The organism is Variovorax paradoxus B4, assembly GCF_000463015.1.
GTDB classification, from domain to species: domain Bacteria; phylum Pseudomonadota; class Gammaproteobacteria; order Burkholderiales; family Burkholderiaceae_C; genus Variovorax; species Variovorax paradoxus_E.
Genome location: NC_022247.1, coordinates 1,846,773 through 1,868,631, shown reverse-complemented (window position 1 = coordinate 1,868,631; position 21,859 = coordinate 1,846,773). Strand labels below are relative to the sequence as shown.

The 21,859-nt window shown below is 64.4% G+C and carries 22 protein-coding genes, 1 other RNA gene and 1 pseudogene; 11 read left to right on the top strand and 13 right to left on the bottom strand.

Going from position 1 to position 21,859, the window contains the following annotated elements; translation table 11 throughout:
- Positions 1 to 36 precede the first annotated feature (36 nt).
- The 5 genes and pseudogenes from ggt to VAPA_RS35590 all read right to left on the bottom strand — a co-directional run.
- Positions 37 to 1,773, bottom strand: coding sequence for a gamma-glutamyltransferase (ggt, locus tag VAPA_RS08545; protein ID WP_021006367.1), 1,737 nt, complete (start codon positions 1,771 to 1,773; stop codon positions 37 to 39).
- A gap of 40 nt (positions 1,774 to 1,813) precedes the next feature.
- The gene (locus VAPA_RS08540) at positions 1,814 to 3,409 is read right to left on the bottom strand and encodes a class I SAM-dependent methyltransferase (RefSeq protein WP_021006366.1); all 1,596 of its coding nucleotides are present in this window, start codon (positions 3,407 to 3,409) and stop codon (positions 1,814 to 1,816) included.
- A 214-nt stretch (positions 3,410 to 3,623) separates the two neighbouring features.
- A complete protein-coding gene (locus tag VAPA_RS08535; RefSeq protein ID WP_021006365.1) occupies positions 3,624 to 3,965 on the bottom strand; it encodes a type II toxin-antitoxin system RelE/ParE family toxin in 342 nt (113 codons plus the stop codon).
- On the bottom strand, positions 3,965 to 4,240 hold the full coding sequence (locus VAPA_RS08530; protein ID WP_021006364.1) for a type II toxin-antitoxin system Phd/YefM family antitoxin: 276 nt from the start codon (positions 4,238 to 4,240) through the stop codon (positions 3,965 to 3,967). The genes VAPA_RS08535 and VAPA_RS08530 overlap by 1 nt, the downstream gene beginning before the upstream one ends.
- Before the next feature lie 48 nt (positions 4,241 to 4,288).
- Positions 4,289 to 4,357: pseudogene (locus VAPA_RS35590) on the bottom strand (hypothetical protein); the annotation flags it as partial.
- A gap of 729 nt (positions 4,358 to 5,086) precedes the next feature.
- Between VAPA_RS35590 and VAPA_RS08525 the strand changes: the two are divergent.
- Positions 5,087 to 5,326, top strand: coding sequence for a hypothetical protein (locus VAPA_RS08525; protein ID WP_021006362.1), 240 nt, complete (start codon positions 5,087 to 5,089; stop codon positions 5,324 to 5,326).
- Between the two features lie 673 nt (positions 5,327 to 5,999).
- Here VAPA_RS08525 and VAPA_RS08520 read toward each other — a convergent pair.
- The 4 genes from VAPA_RS08520 to VAPA_RS08505 all read right to left on the bottom strand — a co-directional run bounded on the left by VAPA_RS08520 (position 6,000) and on the right by VAPA_RS08505 (position 8,602).
- Positions 6,000 to 6,242, bottom strand: coding sequence for a hypothetical protein (locus VAPA_RS08520; RefSeq protein ID WP_021006360.1), 243 nt, complete (start codon positions 6,240 to 6,242; stop codon positions 6,000 to 6,002).
- A 228-nt stretch (positions 6,243 to 6,470) separates the two neighbouring features.
- A complete protein-coding gene (locus VAPA_RS08515; protein ID WP_021006359.1) occupies positions 6,471 to 7,007 on the bottom strand; it encodes a lysozyme in 537 nt (178 codons plus the stop codon).
- Positions 7,004 to 7,276 (bottom strand): holin, encoded by a 273-nt coding sequence (locus VAPA_RS08510; protein WP_021006358.1) that lies wholly within the window; start codon positions 7,274 to 7,276, stop codon positions 7,004 to 7,006. The genes VAPA_RS08515 and VAPA_RS08510 overlap by 4 nt, the downstream gene beginning before the upstream one ends.
- Before the next feature lie 63 nt (positions 7,277 to 7,339).
- A complete protein-coding gene (locus tag VAPA_RS08505; RefSeq protein ID WP_021006357.1) occupies positions 7,340 to 8,602 on the bottom strand; it encodes a hypothetical protein in 1,263 nt (420 codons plus the stop codon).
- On the opposite strand from VAPA_RS08505, the gene VAPA_RS08500 reads away from it, so the two are divergent.
- Genes VAPA_RS08500 through VAPA_RS33530 form a run of 4 tightly spaced genes read left to right on the top strand, consistent with a single transcriptional unit; the run spans position 8,601 to position 10,301 of the window.
- Complete coding sequence (locus tag VAPA_RS08500; RefSeq protein ID WP_155248055.1) at positions 8,601 to 8,993, top strand: hypothetical protein; 393 nt, start codon at positions 8,601 to 8,603, stop codon at positions 8,991 to 8,993. The two genes, VAPA_RS08505 and VAPA_RS08500, sit on opposite strands and share 2 nt — an antisense overlap.
- Positions 8,990 to 9,112, top strand: a complete 123-nt coding sequence (locus tag VAPA_RS35405; protein ID WP_268977801.1) for a hypothetical protein — start codon at positions 8,990 to 8,992, stop codon at positions 9,110 to 9,112. The genes VAPA_RS08500 and VAPA_RS35405 overlap by 4 nt, the downstream gene beginning before the upstream one ends.
- The gene (locus VAPA_RS33535; protein ID WP_268977800.1) at positions 9,103 to 9,906 is read left to right on the top strand and encodes a helix-turn-helix domain-containing protein; all 804 of its coding nucleotides are present in this window, start codon (positions 9,103 to 9,105) and stop codon (positions 9,904 to 9,906) included. Before VAPA_RS35405 ends, VAPA_RS33535 begins: the two co-directional genes overlap by 10 nt.
- 56 nt (positions 9,907 to 9,962) lie before the next feature.
- A complete protein-coding gene (locus tag VAPA_RS33530) occupies positions 9,963 to 10,301 on the top strand; it encodes a tyrosine-type recombinase/integrase (RefSeq protein WP_051255310.1) in 339 nt (112 codons plus the stop codon).
- Positions 10,302 to 10,393: 92 nt separating this feature from the next.
- Here VAPA_RS33530 and ssrA read toward each other — a convergent pair.
- The 4 genes from ssrA to ompA all read right to left on the bottom strand — a co-directional run bounded on the left by ssrA (position 10,394) and on the right by ompA (position 12,966).
- Positions 10,394 to 10,778: a transfer-messenger RNA gene (gene ssrA, locus VAPA_RS33805) on the bottom strand.
- Between the two features lie 12 nt (positions 10,779 to 10,790).
- Positions 10,791 to 11,459: an HAD-IA family hydrolase gene (locus VAPA_RS08490; protein WP_021006355.1), complete on the bottom strand. Its 669-nt coding sequence runs from the start codon at positions 11,457 to 11,459 to the stop codon at positions 10,791 to 10,793.
- Positions 11,456 to 12,184 carry a bifunctional 2-polyprenyl-6-hydroxyphenol methylase/3-demethylubiquinol 3-O-methyltransferase UbiG gene (ubiG, locus tag VAPA_RS08485; protein WP_021006354.1) on the bottom strand — a complete coding sequence of 243 codons (729 nt, stop codon included), beginning with the start codon at positions 12,182 to 12,184 and terminating at the stop codon, positions 11,456 to 11,458. The genes VAPA_RS08490 and ubiG overlap by 4 nt, the downstream gene beginning before the upstream one ends.
- A gap of 125 nt (positions 12,185 to 12,309) precedes the next feature.
- Positions 12,310 to 12,966, bottom strand: coding sequence for an outer membrane protein OmpA (gene ompA / locus VAPA_RS08480; protein WP_021006353.1), 657 nt, complete (start codon positions 12,964 to 12,966; stop codon positions 12,310 to 12,312).
- A 225-nt stretch (positions 12,967 to 13,191) separates the two neighbouring features.
- Between ompA and gyrA the strand changes: the two genes are divergently transcribed.
- The 6 genes from gyrA to VAPA_RS08450 are packed head-to-tail and all read left to right on the top strand — an operon-like array spanning position 13,192 to position 21,696.
- Positions 13,192 to 15,837: a DNA gyrase subunit A gene (gene gyrA / locus VAPA_RS08475; RefSeq protein ID WP_021006352.1), complete on the top strand. Its 2,646-nt coding sequence runs from the start codon at positions 13,192 to 13,194 to the stop codon at positions 15,835 to 15,837.
- The gene (locus VAPA_RS08470) at positions 15,834 to 16,421 is read left to right on the top strand and encodes a DUF2059 domain-containing protein (protein ID WP_021006351.1); all 588 of its coding nucleotides are present in this window, start codon (positions 15,834 to 15,836) and stop codon (positions 16,419 to 16,421) included. The genes gyrA and VAPA_RS08470 overlap by 4 nt, the downstream gene beginning before the upstream one ends.
- Before the next feature lies 1 nt (position 16,422).
- Positions 16,423 to 17,556, top strand: a complete 1,134-nt coding sequence (gene serC, locus VAPA_RS08465) for a 3-phosphoserine/phosphohydroxythreonine transaminase (protein ID WP_021006350.1) — start codon at positions 16,423 to 16,425, stop codon at positions 17,554 to 17,556.
- A 24-nt stretch (positions 17,557 to 17,580) separates the two neighbouring features.
- Positions 17,581 to 18,702: a prephenate dehydratase gene (gene pheA, locus VAPA_RS08460; protein WP_021006349.1), complete on the top strand. Its 1,122-nt coding sequence runs from the start codon at positions 17,581 to 17,583 to the stop codon at positions 18,700 to 18,702.
- Positions 18,703 to 18,716: 14 nt separating this feature from the next.
- A complete protein-coding gene (locus VAPA_RS08455; RefSeq protein WP_021006348.1) occupies positions 18,717 to 19,598 on the top strand; it encodes a prephenate dehydrogenase in 882 nt (293 codons plus the stop codon).
- A 1-nt stretch (position 19,599) separates the two neighbouring features.
- Entirely contained in the window at positions 19,600 to 21,696 is a 2,097-nt protein-coding gene (locus VAPA_RS08450; protein ID WP_021006347.1) for a bifunctional 3-phosphoshikimate 1-carboxyvinyltransferase/cytidylate kinase, read from the top strand.
- The last annotated feature ends 163 nt before the right edge of the window (positions 21,697 to 21,859 follow it).

Below are 21,859 nucleotides of genomic sequence, written 5' to 3'. Positions count from 1 at the left end.
GAAGCGACACGAAGTGCGCGAAGCCTGGGGGAGAGTCTAGTACCCGGCAGCCAGGCCGGTGTTGCGGCGCGGGTCGTTCGCGCCATAGAAACGGTTGGCGCCCACCGGCTTGCCGCCCAGCGACGGCGCGCCGACGATGATCGCCGCCGGGTGGTTGGCCGGTTGCGGCACGCCCAGGTTGTGGCCCATGTCGGTCAGGATCTTGCGGGTGTCGGGGCTGATGGCGAAGGTTTCGACGTTGGTCACATCCGGCAGCCACTGCTGGTGGAAGCGCGGCGCATCGACGGCTTCCTGCACGTTCATGCCGTAGTCGACCACGTTCAGGATGGTGTGCAGCACCGCCGTGATGATGCGGCTGCCGCCGGGCGTGCCGACCACGAACACCGGCTTGCCGTCCTTCGAGACGATGGTCGGGCTCATCGAGCTCAGCGGGCGCTTGCCCGGGGCGATGGCGTTGGCCTCGCCCTGCACCAGGCCGTACATGTTGGGCACGCCGATCTTCGAGGTGAAGTCGTCCATCTCGTTGTTCAGCAGCACGCCGGTCTTGTCGGCCGTGACCTTGGCGCCGAACCAGTCGTTGAGTGTGTAGGTGACCGACACCGCATTGCCCTGCTGGTCGGTGATCGAATAGTGCGTTGTATTGCTGCCTTCGTGCGGCGCGACGCCGGGCTTGATGTCCTTGGACACGCCGGCCTTCTTCGGGTCGATGGCTGCGCGGATCTTCTCGGCGTAGCCCTTGTCGAGCAGGCGGTCGAGCGGGTTCTTCACGAAATCCGGGTCGCCCAGGTAGCTGTTGCGGTCCACGTACGCATGGCGCATGGCCTCGATCTGGTAGTGCACCGCCTCGGCGGAGCGAAAGCCCAGGTCCTTGAGCGGATAGCCCTCGAGGATGTTGAGCATCTCGCAGATGATCACACCGCCCGAACTCGGCGGCGGTGCCGACACCACACGGTAGCCGCGGTAGTCGCATTCCACCGGTGCCAATTCGCGCGTCTTGTACTGGTCGAGGTCGGCCTGGGTGATGATGCCCTTGCCGGCCTGGCTCGATGCCACGATCGCCTGCCCGACCCAGCCCTTGTAGAAACCGTCGACACCCTTGGCGCTGACGGCGCGCAGCGTCTTGGCGAGGTCTTTCTGCACCAGTTTCTGGCCGACCGCGAAGGGCTCGCCCTTGTTCAGGAAGATGGCGCCGGAAACGGCATCTTTCTTGAAGTCGTTGGTGGAGGTGCGCAGCATGTCGACGTCGCCCTGCTCCAGCGCAAAGCCTTTTTCGGCCAGCTGGATCGAGGGAGCGATCAGCTGGTCGCGCTTCATGGTGCCGTATTTCTCGCGCGCGTACTCCATGCCCGAGACCGTGCCCGGCACGCCGACGGCAAGATGCCCGTTCGTGCTCAATCCCTTGATGACATTGCCATCCTTGTCGAGATACATGTTGGCCGTGGCAGCCAGCGGGGCCTTCTCGCGGAAGTCGAGGAAAGTCTTGCGGCCATCGGCCAGCTGCACGGTCATGAAGCCGCCGCCGCCCAGATTGCCTGCCGCCGGATAGACCACCGCCAGCGCATAGCCCACGGCCACCGCCGCATCGACGGCATTGCCGCCGCGCTTGAGCACATCGACACCGACCTTGGTGGCCAGGTGCTGCGCGCTCACGACCATGCCGTGCTCGGCCGCGACCGGCGCCTGCGAGGCGGCATTCGAGGCGCTTGCGCCTGCGAGCAAGACTGCTGCCGCTACCGCGGCGCGCAGGGTCGGAGTCCAGTGAAGTTGCTGCATCGGTGGATTTCCTCTTTGGGTTCGATGGGGACGGTAACAGTCACGCGACGAGCAGCGCCTTGCGCCGCAAGGCCGTCAGGCCAAGCACCACCTGCTGCCGTGCGAATTCCTTCAAGACCGATGGATCGGTCAGCGGCTTGTCGTTCTGGATGAAGCGCAGGCGGCCGGCGCCCACTTCGTCCGCAAGGTGGTCGGCCAGCATGCCGTGCGAATGCGCGCCGTCGAGCAGCGGCAACAGGCAGCGCTCCAGCGCGGAAAGCCCCACGGACTCGTGCCACTGGTTGCAGACGTTCGCGGAGCTTCCGGCCGACAGCGCCAGGCCGGGCGCACTGCGCACCGATGGCAGGGCCCGCGGCAAGGCAGAGACCTCCGCGGCGGCGTGCACCGGCGCGCGCCGGACGCGCACGGCACCGAGGATCACCAGTTCTTCGAGCATCGACAGCACGAGCGGCTCGGCCGACGAACGCGGCTCGCCCAGCAGCGCAAGAACCGCGGCCATCAGTGCCTCGAACGACACGCTGGCCGGATAGTGCGCATCGAGCACCTGCGCCAAGGCCTTGTGCACCGGCAGTCGCAACGTCACCGTCAGGTTGCGCAGCGCACTGCACGGCTGCTCGCGCGCGTCGAGCGTCAACGCACTGCCGTCCGCAACGGTGAACACGCCTGCAAATTCAAAGCCGCGGATGCGGGCCTGGTCGAGCCGATAGCGGATCTCCCTGCCGCGGCCCTGCTTCACCAGCAGCGTCTGGCGGAATGTGCGATTGACCAGGAAGTCGAGATACTGCTCCATCAGGATCTGGCTGCCGCCGCATTCGCGCAGCAGCGGCTCGCGAACCTTCTCGCCGTAGTTCTGGACGAACATGGTCGACGGTTCCGCCTCTGCCAGATAGCACAGCCCATTCGCCTCGGCGCGCGCCACGAACTCCTTGAAATAGCAAGGCGCGTTGCAAGGCTCGAGGAACTCGTGCAGCAGGTAAGAGCCGTTGGCACCGCGCACGATCGGCATCGTTTCCTCGAGCGTTTTTCCGAGCACGCTGTCGGGACGGGCCGACTGCTCGAGAAATTCGAGCATGCCGCGCGCGTAGGACAGCTTTTCCTCCGGCGTGTCGCGCGGGCCGCCGCGCAGGATCATCGCATCGCGCACGATCTCCCTCGCCTTCCAGCCCGGATACACGTTGTAGCTGACATAGGCGACGCCATCGGGGGCAAGATTCTCCGAGCACACGCGCAGGATCGCGTCCTGCACCGGTCCGGGCACCCAGCTGTAGACCCCGTGGCAGACGATGTAGTCGAACTGGCCGAACGATGCATCGACCTCCGCCAGGTTGAACGCCCGCAGCTCCACATTCGGCAGCCCGGCGCGCGCGATGGTCTCGCAGCCCTGCGCGACCTGCACCGTCGACAGATCGAGGCCCAGGGCGCTTGCTTCGGGGTGGCGCGCCGCAAACGGAATCAGGTTGCCGCCGGCCGCGCAGCCGAGCTCCAGCACCCGTGCCCGGGACGGAGCCGGTGCCTCGAGGCCGAACAGAAAGGCAATGGCCTCCAGGTGCTCGACGGCGGTTTGCGGGAACGGGTGCGACTCGTAGGGCACCGCGTCGTAGTAGCTCGTGAGCGTCGAAGTCAGTGAATCGGGCACGGCGTCCTTTGGAATCGAGGCGGGCAGCAGCACCCCTTTGCCAAGGGGAAGTCGCGGCCAGGGTGTGACAGTCCCCGCCGACTATAGCCCCGCGCCCGGGCAAAAAAAAGCCAACCCGTCGAAGGTTGGCTTTTTGGGATGGATGGTGGCGGACGGTTGACCAGGTGCCGACTGGCCTCCCGAGCTCATGAGCACTCGTGCGGGATGCTGCGGGTCAAGCGCCCAGAAGCCGACGAGCCAACACGGATTGCATATCTCGGCGGCCATCGACGATCAGGTAAATCACGACCTGGCTGCCCACGACGCGATAGATCACCCGGTAGGGTTTGAACGCTGTCTGGCGATATTCCTTGATGCCCAGCGCCACAAGCTCCTTCGGGTAGCTGCCACGCTCAGGGAAATGGGCAAGCCCCTCCACCACCTCCATCAACCGGTCAAGAACGTGGTTGGCGTTGGCCACACAGTCGAACTCGGAGATGTAGTCGTGGATGGACTCCAAGTCCTGCTCTGCGCCCTCGGTGAGCAGAACCTCGTAGCGGCTCGGTCTACCGACCATCACGCCGTCGGACGTTTCGCGCGCAGGCGGGCCACCACATCAGCCACCGGCTTGAGTCGACCACCCTCAACATCCTGCTGGCCGAGCGCTAGGATCTTGAGCAGGGCCAGCGTCTCCTGCGTTTCTTCATAGGACGCGACGTCCTGTAGCACGGCCTTGGCCTCGCCATTCTGCGTGATGACCAAGGGCTCCCGCTGTTCAGCGAGGTGCGTCAGCACCTCCGCAGCATTGGCCTTGAGGTAGCTGATGGGCTTGACTTGGGATGAGTAGCGCATGACCCTGCTCCTGAATCGAATAGGACCGAATATAGTCCTTTATCGGTCTCATCGCAAACCACTGCGCAGCTGCGCGCTCAACCAGCCAAACCCCACGCGCTCCTGTTCCAGCCGTACTCTGGGCTGAAGCCGATCGAATCTGAGCTCATCATAGACCGCCGTTCACACTCAGTCGTGAGGCGCGACAAGTCGTGGCGCGCGGGTTCGGGCTCCTCGCCCCAGTGCGAGCGGTGGACAAGAAGCGTTTCGTGGTCCATGAGGAACGATGTCGCGTGTGGAAAGTAGCCGCGTAGCTGAAGCGGTTAGCTATCCATGGCAAGCGGCCTTGTGATCCACAACTTAGTTTGACGCTAACCCGTGATCCGCATAGCCACCTGTACATCCATACAGGTCCGGTGACGCTGTCCGCGCTGCGCCAAGTCTCCAATTTCAGCGGGAAGATACCTTCCTCAAACGGCTGAACGGACGAGCGGACTTTGAGGACGGAAGTCTCCGAACCTGATACCAAGCACAGGTTCCTGCCCATGGGGATGCCACACCTCCCCCACCCTGCTTGCCTTGGCAAGTCGCTCGAGGAATAGCTGCGGTAGCTGCCCACCAGGGTGGAGGGCATCACCGACGAGGGCCTCGCCGAGATTGCCAAAATGGGCGACGCGCCCAGGCTCGCGAAGCCCTCGATGCGATTCGCACGAGGGTTGCGATTGATGTGACCTTGGCTGCTTCAGTGCCCTGACTGCACGGACGGCAGATTCAGTTGCGCCTCGGCAATGCCAACGTGAACAGTCGCTGTGCGGATGGCTCCTCTGCCGATTGATACCGCTCCAGCGCTGCGGTAGCATTTCTCACATGTGGAAACCCGGCAAGCCGATCGTGATCGACGGGATGACGTTGTCTCCTGCCGAAGCGTGGCGTCACGAGTTCATCAGCGAGTTGCACGATCGCTGCGACGGCTTGGTCGATCGCGAATGGTTGGAAGACCTTTTTTTAGCGCTTTTCCCGCTGGGTGGTGACCGGGCGCCGCGCGAGACAGCCCAGATTGCACTCGCCACGCTCAAGTTCCAACTTCCGAGCAATGACGAAAGCTAGGGCTTCTTCACCTTTCGGATTCGGTGCTGGGACCGTCTTCTGATTTGTTGCATTTGTAGCAGCATTTTTTCTCGATCAATGCTGCTCAAGGCTACCCCACCACGCTTTTCGGCTCCCAGAGTTGGACGAAGATCAGACCACCGAGCCCCAACAGGATCGGTAATGTTTTCTCGACCGCGACGCACGACAGCGCGGTGCTGGCCGAACGATCCAAGCCCGCCGAGAAGACCCTCAAAGCCTGCAGTGCCCAAAGCCTGGAGGCTTTGTTGTTTGAGAACTCAACCAGTCTCGAATTCGGGCACGCAGGCTGCAATCCACATGCTTCCGGGAGACGTTTTGTCGTGGGCGATTGTAGTGAGCAAGGGCATTTGTCCCCCTGGAGAAGGTGCGTACCGCTCATGCGCGCGTGCGGCGCAATTTCTACAGTGACTTCACGGCGAAACGCCTTGTTCCAAGATGGGCAAACAAGCGGCACCGGTTGACCACCTCACTGGAGAACGCACATGGCCAAACAATTCGCTCAGCTCTTGGTGTCTTCGTATTTGCTTGTGTTCCTCGCCTTGTGGTTCATCATCTGAACGTGAGGCGGCCGACTCAACCCATTGGCATCGTGCAGCCTATGGTCGGGGCGCAGACAGCTTGCGGTCGTTGCTGATCGTGGAGAGTAGTAGCTCTACTTCCGCGTCTCGCTGCTCAACGATGAATCGACCGCTTCGAAGTAGCTCTGCACCTCGCGCAGCCAGGCTTCCGAGGACCGCGGATCGATCTGAGACACGCTGGCAGGCAGCGGGGTCGCTTGCGGCTTCGCCCCGATCACGGGCGGCGTAGTCGGCGAACTGCTTGCGCAACCGCTCAGCATCGCCAGCAGCAGCGCGGCGGCGGCCATCGAGCACGGCCAGCTTCTTTTCGTAGGCATCCACATTCTCCTGTTGGGCTTGGGCGTGAGCCGCGACGAGCGCGACGGTGCGCTGCAAGTCGGCCAGCGCGGCGTGCGCTCAATGCCGGCAACACCGAGTGCAGCTATCAGCCCTACACTGAGCAGCCAGAGCAGCGGGGTTTTAAGGTCAGGTAGCACTGCGGAACCTCCAGATTTGCCGCTGGCAATCCACCGAGCGGTGCCCCTCCCTGCCGCGTGCGATGCACCTCACCTCGAGCCCCAGTGCAGGCACAGTTCTTCACCGGTGCCGCGGCGGTCGACCAAACCGTTCAGCGTCACGAGTTGGCCTTTCACGCGGCCTTTCACCCAGCGCGAAAGCTCATCGCAGCCGCCCTCGATTTCGCCGGCGTTGAACTTCGCGCGCAGCGTCGAATTGAGCGTCGAGGAATTGGCGCCCAGGTTGTAGAACCAATCGATCAGCGCGGCCTGCTGCCACTTGTTCAACTCGTCGTAGGTCGTGATGTAGCGGCGAGCATGGGCTTCGGCAATGTCCAAGTGCTTCGCCTCGAGCGCACGGCACTCGGCCGCGGTGTAGCGTTTCGCCGGGACCACTTCGGGACCGGTCACGCCGCGGCACACCGTCCAGATGCCGACCGGGTCCTTGTAGGGCACCGAGAGCACCGCGCCGCTCGGCTGCCGCACGGTTGGGCCTTCGCCCTCGTACCAAGCCTGCAGTACAGCAGCAATTGCCAAGGTGCCGCCGGCACCTGCAGCGATCAAGCGATTGCGAAGGGCTGCGTTCATTCGTCGACTCCCAACTCTGCAAGATCGGAGTCGCCGCGCTGACTGCCCTTGATGCGCTCGACGCGCAGCGCATACAGCTGCTCCGACCTTCGATCAGCCTTGGCCTTGTAGTACCAGTTGATCAGAAGGCCCGCGACACCAACGACCATGCCCAGCAGCACGACGAACTCGTTGGAGAGCATCCAACCAACAATCATCGAGCCGGCGCCGGCGTAGGTGGACTTCGATGCCACCGCTGCCGTGGCGGCTTCGACTGCTTCGTTCTTCATCGTGTGAGCCTTTCAGGCGATAAAAAGCCCGCCGAAGCGGGCTGTGGTGAGATGCGAAATGCTTTAGCCAACGACTTCGGTAAGGCTGATGGTTGCCACCCACTTGATGTTGGTCGCCGCGGCACCTGTCACGTTGACCTGCAGCGATCCCAGCGTCGTGTTGGCCGTCACAGTCACCACCCACGCGCTGGCACCCCCGATGGCTGCGAGCGTTGTCACCGTCGTAGTGCCGTCAATCTGAGTGGAGGCTGCATTGGCTCCGCGCGAGATTGCCCCAGTGATTTGGTACGCTGCGCGGTCGCCAAAGGTTGTGACTTTGGCCGACACCATGATCGTGAACGCGAACATGGAATTGTTCGGCAGCACCGCACAGGTATTGGCCCCTGGCGTGGAACCGTCCGCAGAGAGGGCCGTTGTGGTCGCGCCAGTCGTGAGCGCGCGTTGCACCAGCCGCTCGGTTTGCGCATCCCCAACGGTTGAAAAGTTTCCGCTGGCGCTGGCAACCGCCCCCCTGGTACGGGCCAGAGCATAGGCCCCCATTGCCGTCGACGCAGCCCCCACGGCTTGACTGAACGCGCCACCAGGCACGGTTGACGAATCGCCGCTTGCGATATTCTGCGTCCCGCCACCTACCGTGGCGTTGTAGTTCGACGCCTGATTCCGATCGCCGCCGCCAATGGTCGTGTAGTCCCCGACGGAGGTGATATTTCCCTCGCCTCCACCAACGCACGAACTACCGCCGCTTGCATTGTTCGAGGCCCCACCAGAGACGGTGTTTTGATTGCCACTCACGGTGTTTCCAGAGCCGCCACCCACCGTCGTTGCCGTGCCGCTGCTGATGGTGTTGCCAATGCCCCCAGAGATCACGGCGCTGATGCCGGCATTGGTGTTGTTGGCGCCTCCGGAGATGACGGATCTCGTGCCCGATGCCACCTGTGCTGCTGCTGACCGCACGGTTTGCCAGTCCACCGCATTGGCTCCGCGCTTGTTGCCCCCCACAGAAGACGCCGTAGGCAACTGGGCGAGAAGAGCGCCGACGCCCTTCGGCTGCAAGACAAAGTCGGTGTCGGTCGTCGCGCCCGCCGCGGAGACCAGCAGTCGAGCTGCGTTGATACTGGAGTTTGGTGAGGCAGTCTCGAGCGACTCGGTGAAAACTGTCAGCCCTCCGCCACCGCTCGGCACATATGCGGCCGTCTGGTAGTTGGTGCCATCGGAGACGATCAAGGCCCATTGTCCAGTTGCCAGCACCAGGGTCGCTGCGCCATCGATCGTCGACGTTGTGGGCGTGATGGTGAGAGCTCCGGCGCCGTTGTTCTTGACCCACATGTACCAGTTCGCAGGAAATGCCCCCGCGGCCTGCGGCAGCGTGGCAGCGATGCAGGAGCGCTTCGTCTTCTTCGAAGGACCGTACGACTTCGTGCAGCGGTCGAATGCCGGCGCGGCCGAGGTGCTCGAGAAGCTGCTCGCACTGGCTTGGAGCGCCGACACGACGGGCTGGTGCGAAGACGGCTACACCTACAACATCGCCCGCGAGCGCAACGTGCTCGGTCAAGGCATGGGCGAAGGTGACACGCGGCTGCTGGAGATCGGCTGGGGCGGCACGCCGCGCATCCACTACGCAAAGGCCGAGGACGTGGACCTGTTTGTCAGTCCGCGGCAGCTGAAGCGTCTGCGAGCTGTGCTGGTGGCCACCGCGTGCGCGAAGGTGGCCGCGTGATCGCGCTCGCCATTCTCCACCGCGGTGTCGCCCTCGCACGGCAGGCGCTGGTCGACGCCGCACTGTTCACCCTCTTCTGCTTCGGGCTGCTGCTGGGCTCGATTTGGAGGTGGGCTTGAGCATCGGTAGTCGCCTTAAAGAGACGCGGAAAGCTAGCGGCTGGAGCCAGTTGCAGTTGGCAACCAAGGCCGGCTTAACCCAGGGTGCGATCGGCAATATCGAATCCGGCTTGCGTCAGCGCCCACGGGAACTGGTATCCATCGCCAAAGCTCTGCGGGTTTCGCCCGAATGGTTGGAGATGGGTAAGGGTCCGAGGGCAGAGAGCGCCTCGCTCAAGCTCATAGGGGTCGACGCCGAGCCCTCAGTGAGGGCAGCGGTGGAATATCTTGCCGGCCTAGCCGCACGGCAACAGCCAACGCTCCGCAAGAACCTGGGAAATTTTCTCGTCCAACTGATCGAGAACCCGGAGGACACAGCGCTGATCGAGCAAACCATCGCCGACATCGAGCGGTTCGCCCTGCAGCACGTCACGCGCAAGCGGATGAGCAACCTGCTGTTGCCGCTGCGGAATGCGCTCTCCGAGGCCGTGGCCGACGAGGCCATCGCGTTCAACCCGCTGGACCGCCTCAAGATCGCGCGGATCCTGCCGCGGGACACGCTCTCGACCGACTACGCGCCCGACCCATACACGATGGAGGAGTTGCTGACCCTGCTGACCTCGATGCAGGACGCCGAGCGACACGCATTCCAGTTCTGGGCGTTCTCCGGCGTCCGCACCAGCGAGCTGATCGCCATCACCTGGCCGGACGTCGACCTGGTGGCCAAAACGGTACGAATCGACAAGGCGGTGGTCGAGGGGCAGGAGAAGGGAACGAAGACGAAGGCGGGGTCCGCACCATCCCCCTGTTGCTAGCGGCGCGGCAGGCCTTGCAGGCGCAGCTGGCCGCGATCTAAACCGCCCAGGGTCCGGTGTTCCTGAATCCCCGCACGGAGGGCGAATGGACCGACCAGTCCCTGCTGCGGCTGTGGCAACGCACCTGCAAAAGGGTCAAGGCGCGCTACCGCAATCCTTATCAAATGAGGCACACTTTTGCAAGCCACCTGTTGAGTCAGGGCGAGAACCCGGCGTACATCGCCAAGCTCCTGGGCCACGAATCGACCGAGATGGTGATCCGGCACTACGGCCGCTGCGTCGAGCAAGGCGCGGAGTTGGGCTTTGACCGGCCGGCCGTTCGCTATGGTCGCCGGTGCCTTCCGGGCCTTCCCGAGATCGACGACGCGTGCGATTCAGGTGCGAATCGCGTGTGAAAAACGTGTGAATCGGGGGACGGAAAGGGACGGTAGAGGACGGAGTGCCTTACCGTAAGTCCTTGATTTTATTGGACTTAGCCCTATGAATATGGTGGAGCTGGGGGGATTTGAACCCCCGTCCGCAAGCCTTCATCGCGCAGTTCTACATGTTTAGTGATCTGATTTGAGTCTCGCTTCCGGAGTCGCGCAGTCACACGCTAAACCGGACGCCAGCACCCTATTTTCTCGCCCCGACCCAAGGTACCCGGATCGAAGCCAGCCCATGTAATTATCCTTGCAGCCGGGAGGTCAGGATTGCTCCAGACCCCCTTGCCCAGCCCATCGGCCAACTGTTGCAAGGCTCACTGGCAATTAAGCAGCGAGTGCGAAACGTTCGTCGTTTGCAGTTAGTTTGTTTGAATCTGTTTTACGAGCGCATTCAGCTCGACATGCCCCGCTGCGACTCCGAACCCACGTCGAAACCAGTGCAGCCCCAAGCCCATCATTTTAGGCCCGGTTGAGGAATTGCAAGAGCTCCAGGGGCGAAGTAATTGCGGCATCGGCCTCCCAGAGGGTCGCGTCGGCCTGGGGCCCCATGTAACCATAGGTAGCCGCAATGGTCCGCATGCCGGCGGCCCGGCCCGCGATGATGTCGCGTTCGTCGTCCCCCACGTAGATGCAGGCGCCGGACGGAATTCCAAGCCGGCGTGCTGCTTCATGCAAGGGCTCGGGGTGTGGCTTGGCATATGGCGTGGTGTCGCCGCTCACGATCGCGCCGGCGCTGCTGAAAAGCGGAATGGCGCGCGTCAGCGGATCGGTAAAGCGGGCCGACTTGTTGGTGACCACCCCCCAGGCCAGGCCGCGCGCGCAGATGGCATCGATGAGCGCCCGCACGCCGTCGAACACCTGCGTGTTGAGCAGCATGCGGTTTTCGTAGGCAACGAAGAACTCCTCCCTCAACTCGGGGAACTCCGGCGACTCGGGCGTGATGCCGAAGGCCACGCCGAGCATGCCCCGTGCGCCGGCCCCCGCCATGAACCGATAGCGCTCCAGGGGGTACGGCTCGAGGCCGCGATCCGTGCGCATCTTGTCGGCCGCGGCGCCGAGATCGGGTGCGCTGTCGATCAACGTGCCGTCCAGATCGAACAGCACGGCCTGAATCGCCGCCGCCGTCACGTCTGCGCACCCGTCAAGACCGGCTTCTGCGTGGCAAACATGTAGTTGACGCTGGTGTCGGCGCTGAGCCAGTACCGCCGCGTGAGCGGGTTGTGCTCCATTCCGCGCGTGTGCCGCAGGTCGAGGCCGGCCGCACGGCAATGGGCCGCCAGCTCGCTGGGGCGCAGCAGCTTCGCGTATTCGTGCGTGCCGCGCGGCAGCATGCCCAGGACGTATTCGGCGCCGACGATCGCAAGCATGAACGACTTCAGGTTGCGGTTGATCGTGGAGAAGAAGACCCAGCCACCCGGCTTGACGAGCGTGGCACAGGCCTGAACGATCGAAGCGGGCTCGGGCACATGCTCGAGCATTTCCATGCAGGTGACGACGTCGAAACTGCCCGGCTGCTCCGCAGCCAGCGCCTCCGCGCTGACCTCCCGGTACTTGACGCCCCGGGTTCCGGCTTCGAGCGCATGCAGGCGCGCCACCTTGAGCGCCTTGCTCGCCAGATCGATGCCGAGCACGTCGGCGCCTTTTCGGGCCATCGAATCGGCCAGGATGCCGCCGCCGCAGCCGATATCGAGCACGCGTCGCTGCGAAATCGGCGCAATACCGTTAATCCATTCCAGGCGCAATGGATTGATTTCATGGAGCGGGCGGAATTCGCTGTCCAAATCCCACCAGCGGTGGGCCAGTTCCGAAAACTTGGCGAGTTCCGCCGGATCGGCATTCACGTGATCTGTCATGCCACGATTATGAAACGGAGAATGCGCCGCCGAACATCGACGGGCACTTCACGCCCGCCAGAAGGAATTCGGCAGGCATAAAAAAACCCCGCCGAAGCGGGGTTTCTTTTAGCGATTCAATCGAATCAGCGGGTGGCGCGGGTGCCGACCACTTCGATTTCCACGCGGCGGTTCTTGGCGCGGCCTTCCTTGGTGCGGTTGTCCGCAACAGGCTGCTTCTCGCCCTTGCCTTCGGTGTAGACGCGATTGCGTTCGATGCCCTTCGAGACCAGGAAGGCCTTGACGGCTTCGGCGCGGCGCACCGACAGACGCTGGTTGTAGGCGTCGGTACCGATCGAGTCGGTGTGGCCCACGGCGATGATCACTTCGAGGTTGACGTCGCGGATCTTGGAAACCAGGTCGGTCAGCTTAGCGCGACCTTCGGGCTTGAGAACCGACTTGTCGAAGTCGAAGAATGCATCAGCAGCGAAGGTAACCTTCGAAGCAGCCACGGCCGGCGGAGCAGCAGGACGCGCCGGAGCCGCGGGAGCGGGCGTCGCGGCAGCAGGAGCTGGCGGAACCAGAGCACCGTCGCAACCGGCAGCGGCAGTAGCCGGCGTCCAGTTGGCATCACGCCAGCACAGTTCGTTCGTGCCGTTCTTCCAAACCAGTTCGCCGGTGCCGTTTTGCCAGTTGTCGATCGTAGGACCGCCATTCGCAGCGGTGACACGGGTCTGCGCGCCGGCGGCAGTGGCGAGCGCAGCGACTGCAAACATCATCGCCACTTTATTCAGTTTCTTCATGGTTCTCCTCTTGGGGAAAAAGCCGCAGCCGCGCTGCGAATCAAGGACGCTTTAAGTGACCACCACCCAAAACGTTGAGGCGATTGTGCCATAGGGTCTTTGGCAAACAGGCCGCTGGACACCCCTGAAGCGTAGGACGGAGGCGGAATAGCGGCCTTGTGTTGCGGCGGTGCGACACCCCTCACAGCGTAAAATTTCGCCTTCCTGCCGCCAGCCTCTCGCTCAATGACCTCCTTCGCCAAAGAAACCCTGCCCATCAGTCTTGAAGAGGAAATGCGCAGCAGCTATCTCGACTACGCCATGAGCGTGATCGTGGGCCGGGCGCTTCCCGATGCGCGCGACGGCCTCAAGCCTGTGCACCGGCGCGTGCTGTATGCCATGCACGAGCTCAACAACGACTGGAACCGGGCCTACAAGAAATCCGCCCGCATCGTGGGCGACGTGATCGGTAAGTACCACCCGCACGGCGATCAATCCGTTTACGACACCATCGTGCGGCTGGCGCAGGACTTTTCCATGCGCCATATGCTGGTCGACGGCCAAGGCAACTTCGGGTCGGTCGACGGAGACAACGCAGCCGCAATGCGGTATACGGAAATCCGGCTGGCCAAAATTGCGCACGAAATGCTGGCCGATATCGACAAGGAAACTGTCGATTTTCAAGACAATTACGACGGCTCCGAAAAAGAGCCGAAGGTCCTTCCAAGCAAACTGCCGAATTTGCTGGTGAATGGCTCAGGCGGTATTGCGGTTGGCATGGCCACCAATATTCCGCCGCACAATCTCAATGAGGTGGTGGACGCCTGCCTGCATATGCTGCGCAATCCGCAGGCAACCATCGACGAACTGATGGAAATCGTGCCGGCGCCCGACTTCCCGACCGCCGGCATCATCTACGGCATCAATGGCGTGCGGGACGGCTACCGCACCGGCCGCGGCAAGGTCGTGATGCGCGCCAAGTGCCACTTCGAGGACATCGACCGCGGCCAGCGCCAGGCGATCATCGTCGACGAGCTGCCCTACCAGGTCAACAAGAAGACGCTGCAGGAGCGCATGGCCGAGCTGGTGCACGAGAAGAAGATCGAAGGCATCAGCCACATCCAGGACGAATCCGACAAGTCGGGCATGCGCCTGGTGATCGAGCTCAAGCGCGGCGAAGTGCCCGAGGTGGTGCTCAACAACCTGTACAAGCAGACCCAGCTGCAGGACACCTTCGGCATCAACATGGTGGCGCTGGTCGACGGCCAGCCCAAGCTGTGCAACCTGAAGGACCTGATCGAGGTCTTCCTGCAGCACCGCCGCGAAGTGGTCACGCGCCGCACCGTCTTCACCCTGCGCAAGGCCCGCGAACGCGGCCACGTGCTCGAAGGCCTGGCGGTGGCGCTGGCCAACATCGACGAGTTCATCCGCATCATCCGCGAATCGCCCACCCCGCCGGTCGCCAAGTCCGAACTGATGACCCGCAGCTGGGACAGCAAGCTGGTGCGCGAGATGCTGACGCGTTCGCGCGCCGACGGCGGCGTGGTCAATGCCGACGATTACCGCCCCGAGGGCCTCGAACGCGAGTTCGGCATGGGCTCGGACGGCCTCTACCGGCTGTCGGAGACGCAGGCGCAGGAAATCCTGCAGATGCGCCTGCAGCGCCTGACCGGCCTCGAGCAGGACAAGATCGTTGCCGAATACAAGGAGGTCATGGCAGAGATCGACGACCTGCTCGACATCCTGTCCAAGCCCGAACGGGTCTCGGTCATCATTGGCGACGAGCTCGGCACCATCAAGCACGAGTTCGGCCAGTCGAAGCTCGGCGCGCGCCGCAGCCTGGTGGAACACAGCGCCTACGATCTCTCGACCGAAGACCTGATCACGCCCACCGACATGGTGGTGACGCTTTCCCACAGCGGCTACATCAAGAGCCAGCCGCTGGGCGAATACCGCGCGCAAAAGCGCGGCGGACGCGGCAAGCAGGCAACGGTCACCAAGGAAGACGACTGGATCGACCAGCTCTTCATCGCCAACACGCACGACTACATCCTGTGCTTCTCCAACCGCGGCCGGCTGTACTGGCTCAAGGTGTGGGAAGTGCCCGCGGGTTCGCGCGGCTCGCGCGGCCGCCCCATCGTCAACATGTTCCCGCTGCAGGAAGGCGAGAAGATCAACGTGGCGCTCGCCCTGACCGGCGAGAAGCGCAACTTCCCGGCCGACCAGTACGTGTTCATGGCCACCTCGATGGGCACGGTCAAGAAGACCACCCTCGACGAATTCAACAACCCGCGCAAGGGCGGCATCATTGCCGTGAACCTCGACGAGGGCGACTACCTCATCGGCGCCGCCCTGACCGACGGCAAGCACGACGTGATGCTGTTCAGCGACGGCGGCAAGGCCGTGCGCTTCGACGAAGAAGACGTGCGCCCGCTGGGCCGCAACGCACGCGGCGTGCGCGGCATGTCGCTCGACCCCGGGCAAGGCGTGATCGCGATGCTGGTGGCCGAGGACGAGCAGCAAAGCGTGCTCACCGCCACGGAAAATGGTTACGGAAAGCGTACAAGCATTACCGAGTACACGCGCCATGGCCGCGGAACCAAAGGCATGATCGCGATTCAACAGAGTGAGCGCAACGGCAAGGTCGTTGCCGCCACCCTCGTGCATGCGGACGATGAGATCATGCTCATCACCGACAAGGGCGTGCTTGTGCGCACCCGGGTCGCCGAGATTCGTGAACTGGGTCGCGCAACGCAAGGCGTTACGCTGATCGGGCTCGACGAAGGCGCCAAACTCAGCGGACTACAACGTATCGTCGAAAACGACGCCAACGGCGAGAGCGAGCCTGGCGCGGACGATACTTCCTCATCTTCAACGGAGAACCCTCAGTGAAAAAATTCAAGCTCGCCCTTCTGACCGTCGCCCTGGCCGGCAGCTCGATGGCCGCCATGGCCCAGGACAAGGCTGCGCTCATCAAGCAGTTCATCGACGTGCAGCGCCCCGGCATCGAGTCGCTGGCCCGCGGCTTGGTCGAGCAATCGAGCGCTCCAATTGCGCAGGCAGGCTCGCAATACCTGCAGACGCAGGTGCCCGAAGCCAAGCGCGAATCGGCCGCCAAGGCCGCCGACGCCGAGCTCAAGAAGTACTTCGACGACGCCTACCCGATCGTGCGCGACAAGGCCGTGCAGCTGGCACCTGGCGCCCTCACCCCGCTGCTCGAGCAGAACTTCAGCGAAGAAGAACTCAAGCAGCTGCTGGCCTGGATCAACTCGCCGCTCAGCAAGAAGTACCAGGACCTCAATCCGAAGATGCAGACCGCGCTGACCGAGAAGCTCGTGAGCGACACGCGCGCCACCATCGAACCGAAGATGCGCGCGCTCGACGAGAACGTGGCCAAGGCCCTGGGCGCTCCGACCGGCGCGCCACAAGGCGCCGCTCCCGCCAAGGCACCTGCCAAGGCTCCCGCCAAGAAGTGACGTGAATCAGCAGCAGCCCCAGCCGGCCGGCACGCGCCCGTACAATTTTTCCGCAGGTCCGGCCGCCATGCCGGAGGCGGTGCTGCAACGCGCCGCCTCCGAAATGCTCGACTGGCAGGGCAGCGGGATGAGCGTGATGGAAATGAGCCATCGCGGCAAGGAATTCGGCGCGATCTGCACCCAGGCCGAAGCCGACATCCGCACGCTGCTGGCCGTGCCCGAGCACTTCCACATCCTCTTCATGCAGGGTGGCGGCCTCGGCGAGAACGCCATCGTGCCGATGAACCTGTCGCGCGGCACCACCGCCGACTTCGTCATCACCGGCAGCTGGAGCATCAAGTCGCAAAAGGAAGCGCAGCGCTACTGCACGGCGAACATCGCCGCGAGCAACGCCGGCGACCATCACACGCGGCTGCCCGATCCCTCGACCTGGCAGCTCAGCAAGGACGCCTCGTACGTGCACCTGTGCACCAACGAGACCATCAACGGCATCGAGTTCCAGCAACTGCCCGACCTGGCGGCCCTTGGCAGCAACGCGCCGCTCGTCATCGACTTTTCGTCGCACGTGGCTTCGCGCAGCGTCGACTGGCGCCGTGTCGGCCTTGCATTCGGCGGGGCGCAGAAGAACCTCGGGCCGGCCGGACTCACCCTCGTGATCGTGCGGGACGACCTGCTCGGACATGCGCTCGAGATCTGCCCCAGCGCGTTCAACTACAAGATCGTTGCCGACAACAAGTCCATGTACAACACCCCGCCGACCTGGGGCATCTACATGGCGGGGTTGACGTTCCAGTGGCTGCTTCGGCAGACCGAAGGCGCGCTCACCGGCGTGGCGGCCATGGAACAGCGCAACATTGCCAAGGCCAAGCTGCTGTACGACTTCATCGATACCTCTTCGTTCTACGTCAACAAGATCGACCCGGGCTGCCGTTCGCGCATGAACGTGCCGTTCTTCCTGGTGGACGAGAGCCGCAACGACGCCTTCCTGGCCGGTGCGCGCGAGGCCGGCCTGCTGCAGCTCAAGGGCCACAAGTCGGTCGGCGGCATGCGCGCGAGCATCTACAACGCCATGCCGCTGGAAGGCGTACGGGCCCTTGTGAGCTACATGCGAGAATTCGAGCGATCGCATGCCTAGGCGCATGCCCAGCTGCTCGCACCGATGACCGCCTCCGCACCAACACCGCCCTCCTCTCCCGACAACTCCGAAAGCCTTGCCGGTCTGCGCGTGCAGATCGATTCGCTCGACCAGCAACTGCTCAGCCTGCTCAATGAGCGGGCCCACGTGGCAGAGCTGGTGGGCGAGGTCAAGAAGCGCGAAGGCACCCCGTATTTCCGCCCCGACCGCGTGGCTCAAGTCATCGAGAAGATGCAAAAGAGCAATGCGGGCCCGCTCAAGGACCTGCATGTGGCCGCCATCTGGCGCGAAATCATGTCGGCCTGCCTGGCGCTCGAATCGCCGCAGCGCGTCGCCGTGCTGGGGCCCGAGGGCACTTTTTGCGAACAGGCCGCCATCGAATACTTCGGCGGCGCCGCCGACCTGATCTACTGCGCCAGCTTCGACGAGGTGTTCCACGCCACGGCGGCCGGCAGCGCCCAGTACGGCGTGGTCGGCGTCGAAAACTCGACCGAAGGCGTGGTCACGCGTTCGCTCGACCTGTTCCTGCATTCGCCCACCCACGTGGTCGGCGAAGTCAGCCTGCTGGTGCGCCACCATCTGCTGCGCAGCAGCAACACGCTCGACGGCATCGAGGCGGTGCTGGCCCACCCGCAAGCGCTGGCGCAGTGCCAGACCTGGCTGTCGAAGCACCTGCCCAACGCCGAGCGGCGTGCCGTTTCGAGCAATGCCGAAGGCGCGCGGCTCGCGGCCACCAACCCGGCCTGGGCCGCGCTGGCCGGCGAACGCGCCGCCACGCGCTTCGGCCTGCACATCGTGGCGCATGCGATCCAGGACGACTCGTACAACCGCACCCGCTTCTCCGTGATCTGCCTGCCCCAGACGCTGGCCATGCCGCCGGCCTCGGGACGCGACTGCACGAGCCTGATCGTCTCCGTGCCGAACCGGCCCGGCGCCGTGCACGACCTGCTGGTACCGCTGAAGGTCAACAACGTGTCCATGACCCGTTTCGAGTCGCGCCCGGCGCGCACCGGCCAGTGGGAGTACTACTTCTACATCGACCTGGACGGCCACCCCTCGCAGCCCAACGTGGCTGCGGCACTGGCCGAGTTGCGCGGCCTCTGCGCGTTCTACAAGGTGCTTGGCGCCTACCCCGTCAAAGCCTGAGCCGGACAAGCACCATGTTCGAGCAATTGGGATTGATCGGCTGCGGCCTCATGGGCGGCTCCTTTGCGCTCGCGCTCAAGCGCGCGAAGCTCGTGAAACGCGTGGTCGGCTACAGCAAGTCGCCCTCCACCACCGAACGGGCGCGCCAGCTCGGCGTGATCGACGTGGCGGCGCCTTCCGCGCTGCTGGCGGTCTCGGGCTCCGACCTCGTGCTGCTGGCGGTGCCGGTGGCGGCCTCGGAAGCCACCTTCAAGGCCATTCGCCATGGCATTTCGAGCGATACGCTGGTGATGGACGTGGGCTCGACCAAGGGCGACGTGATCGAAGCCGCACGCAACGGCCTGCAGGACCAGTTCGCCCACTTCGTTCCGGCCCACCCGATCGCCGGCAAGGAAGTGTCCGGCATCGAGCATGCCGAGGCTTCGCTCTACACGGGCCGCAAGGTCGTGCTGACGCCGGTCAAGGCCACGCTGCGCTCGAACGTGCAGCGCGCCTCGCAGATCTGGAGCGGCATTGGGGCCCACGTGGTCACCATGACCCCCGAGGAGCACGACGGCGCCTTTGCGGCCGTGAGCCATCTGCCGCATCTGCTGGCCTTTGCATATATCAACGCGCTCATCGCGCAGCCGCAGGGCGACCAATTCCTGCGCCTTGCCGGACCCGGGTTTCGCGATTTTTCGCGCATCGCGGCCGGCGACCCGGTCATGTGGCGCGACGTGCTGCTCGCCAACCGCGAGCAGGTGCTGCTGCAGTCGCAGGCATTCCGCAAGGCGCTGCTCGACCTGGAGGCGCTGATGACGGCCGTCGACGCCCAGGCGCTCGAGCACGCGATTGCCGCCGCCAGCAAGGCCCGCGCCGCCTGGCAGCCCAACACCGACGCGCCCCAGGACTCCTGACATGTTCTCGACGGCATTCCTCGACATTCCTGCGCTGGCCGGGGCTTCGGGCACCGTGCGGCTGCCGGGCTCCAAGAGCATTTCGAACCGGGTGCTGCTGCTGGCTGCACTGGCGAGCGGAATCACCACGGTCCATGACCTGCTCGACTCCGACGACACCCGCGTGATGCTCGATGCGCTGCGCGCGCTCGGCTGCGGCATCGATGCGGCGGGCAGCACACTGCGCATCACCGGCATCGGCGGCCAACTGAAGCCCAACGGGCCGTTGCTGCCGCTTTTTCTTGGCAACGCCGGCACCGCGATGCGTCCACTGACCGCCGCGCTGTCGCTGCTCGGCGGCGAATTCGAACTGAGCGGCGTGCCGCGCATGCACGAGCGGCCGATCGGCGATCTTGTCGACGCGCTGACCCAGCTCGGCTGCCACATCGACTATCTCGGCAACCCCGGCTACCCGCCGCTGCGCATCCGCCCGGCCGATCACGGCACGCTGGCGCTCGACACACCGATCCGCGTGCGCGGCGACGTCTCGAGCCAATTCCTGACCGCGCTGCTGCTGGCATTGCCACTCGCAGCGGGCAGTGCGCCCCCCACGCTCGGCACTGGCGTGTCGTCGCTGCCCCCCGAGGGGGTGGCCCCGCCTCGGGGCGGCCCTTCGGCGGGACGCGACATCGTGATCGAGGTGGTCGGCGAACTGATCTCCAAGCCCTACATCGAGATCACGCTGAACCTGCTGGCGCGCTTCGGCATTGCCGTGCGGCGCGAGGGCTGGGAGCGCTTCACCATCCCCGCCGGCAGCCGCTACAGCTCGCCGGGCGACATCCACGTCGAAGCCGACGCTTCGTCTGCTAGCTATTTCATAGCACTGGGTGCCATTGCCACGGGCGCTCCCGGTCAAAGCAGTATCCGGATCGAAGGCGTGGGCGCCGATTCGATCCAGGGTGACATCCGCTTCATCGAGGCGGCGCGACAGATGGGCGCGCAAGTCGACAGCGGGCCGAACTGGCTCGAAGTCCGCCGCGGCGCCTGGCCGCTCAAGGCCATCGACCTCGACGCGAACCACATTCCCGATGCCGCGATGACGCTCGCCGTCATGGCGCTCTATGCCGACGGCCCGAGCACCCTGCGCAACATCGCCAGTTGGCGCGTCAAGGAAACCGACCGCATCGACGCCATGGCCAACGAGCTGAGAAAGCTCGGCGCCACCGTCGAATCCGGCCCCGATTTCATCCGCGTGCACCCGCTCGCGCAGGCCGGCTGGCTGCCGGCCAGCATTCGCACCTACGACGACCATCGCGTGGCGATGTGTTTTTCGCTCGCGGCGTTCAACCCGGCCCGGGTGCCGGTGCGCATCCTCGAGCCCCACTGCGTCGCCAAGACCTTCCCGGACTACTTCGAAACCCTGTTCTCGGTGGCCGAGGCCTTCGAGGTTCCGGTGATCTGCATCGACGGCCCCACCGCCTCGGGCAAGGGCACGCTCGCGGCCGAAGTGGCGCGCCTGCTCGGCTACCACTACCTCGATTCGGGTTCGCTCTACCGCGTGACCGGCCTGGCCATGCGGCGCGCCGGGCTCAGCGCCGACCCGCAGCACGAGGCGCAGGTCGCCGCCCTGGCGGCGGCCCTGCCCCTGCATTTCACCGAAGGCAAGGTCCTCTTGGCCGGTGAAGACGTCAGCGACGAGATCCGCACCGAAGCCGCCGGCATGGATGCCTCCCGCGTCTCCACGCTTCCCGCGGTGCGCGCAGCGCTTCTGGCCCTGCAGCAGCGGTTTCGGCAGCTCCCGGGCCTGGTGGCCGACGGCCGCGACATGGGCACCGTGATCTTCCCCGACGCGGCACTCAAGGTCTTTCTGACGGCCAGCGCCGCCCAGAGGGCCGAACGCCGGCATAAGCAGTTGATTTCAAAGGGTATTTCAACTACACTTGACAGTCTTCGCTCCGACTTGGAAGCGCGCGACGCCAGGGACTCGTCCCGCAGCGTCGCTCCCCTCAAGCCGGCGCAGGATGCCCGCCACCTCGACAACTCCCAGCTGTCCATCGAGCAATCGATCGATCAGGTGTTGAACTGGTGGCAGGAAAAACAGCCGTTCAAGCCCGCTTGAGCGGTTGGAAGTCACAGCCTTTCAGGTCCGCTTGAAGGGCTCGCGCCAACCGGATTCCGGGGTAGCGCATACCGCTCCAGCAGGCTCCTCTCGCGCGACAGCGCACCGGCCTGCTGGTTGTTCAACCAACCGGGCACCAGCCCACAAAACCGCCGTCTCCAGA

What these genes read in the sequence shown, in the direction of transcription:
- ggt (WP_021006367.1), bottom strand. Translation starts at nt 1,773, where the DNA reads ATGCAGCAACTTCACTGGACTCCGACCCTGCGCGCCGCGGTAGCGGCA.
- VAPA_RS08535 (WP_021006365.1), bottom strand. Translation starts at nt 3,965, where the DNA reads ATGGTCGGTAGACCGAGCCGCTACGAGGTTCTGCTCACCGAGGGCGCA.
- VAPA_RS08530 (WP_021006364.1), bottom strand. Translation starts at nt 4,240, where the DNA reads ATGCGCTACTCATCCCAAGTCAAGCCCATCAGCTACCTCAAGGCCAAT.
- VAPA_RS08525 (WP_021006362.1), top strand. Translation starts at nt 5,087, where the DNA reads ATGTGGAAACCCGGCAAGCCGATCGTGATCGACGGGATGACGTTGTCT.
- VAPA_RS08520 (WP_021006360.1), bottom strand. Translation starts at nt 6,242, where the DNA reads ATGCCTACGAAAAGAAGCTGGCCGTGCTCGATGGCCGCCGCCGCGCTG.
- VAPA_RS08515 (WP_021006359.1), bottom strand. Translation starts at nt 7,007, where the DNA reads ATGAACGCAGCCCTTCGCAATCGCTTGATCGCTGCAGGTGCCGGCGGC.
- VAPA_RS08510 (WP_021006358.1), bottom strand. Translation starts at nt 7,276, where the DNA reads ATGAAGAACGAAGCAGTCGAAGCCGCCACGGCAGCGGTGGCATCGAAG.
- VAPA_RS08500 (WP_155248055.1), top strand. Translation starts at nt 8,601, where the DNA reads ATGTACCAGTTCGCAGGAAATGCCCCCGCGGCCTGCGGCAGCGTGGCA.
- VAPA_RS08505 (WP_021006357.1), bottom strand. Translation starts at nt 8,602, where the DNA reads ATGTGGGTCAAGAACAACGGCGCCGGAGCTCTCACCATCACGCCCACA.
- ubiG (WP_021006354.1), bottom strand. Translation starts at nt 12,184, where the DNA reads ATGACAGATCACGTGAATGCCGATCCGGCGGAACTCGCCAAGTTTTCG.
- ompA (WP_021006353.1), bottom strand. Translation starts at nt 12,966, where the DNA reads ATGAAGAAACTGAATAAAGTGGCGATGATGTTTGCAGTCGCTGCGCTC.
- gyrA (WP_021006352.1), top strand. Translation starts at nt 13,192, where the DNA reads ATGACCTCCTTCGCCAAAGAAACCCTGCCCATCAGTCTTGAAGAGGAA.
- pheA (WP_021006349.1), top strand. Translation starts at nt 17,581, where the DNA reads ATGACCGCCTCCGCACCAACACCGCCCTCCTCTCCCGACAACTCCGAA.
- VAPA_RS08455 (WP_021006348.1), top strand. Translation starts at nt 18,717, where the DNA reads ATGTTCGAGCAATTGGGATTGATCGGCTGCGGCCTCATGGGCGGCTCC.
- VAPA_RS08450 (WP_021006347.1), top strand. Translation starts at nt 19,600, where the DNA reads ATGTTCTCGACGGCATTCCTCGACATTCCTGCGCTGGCCGGGGCTTCG.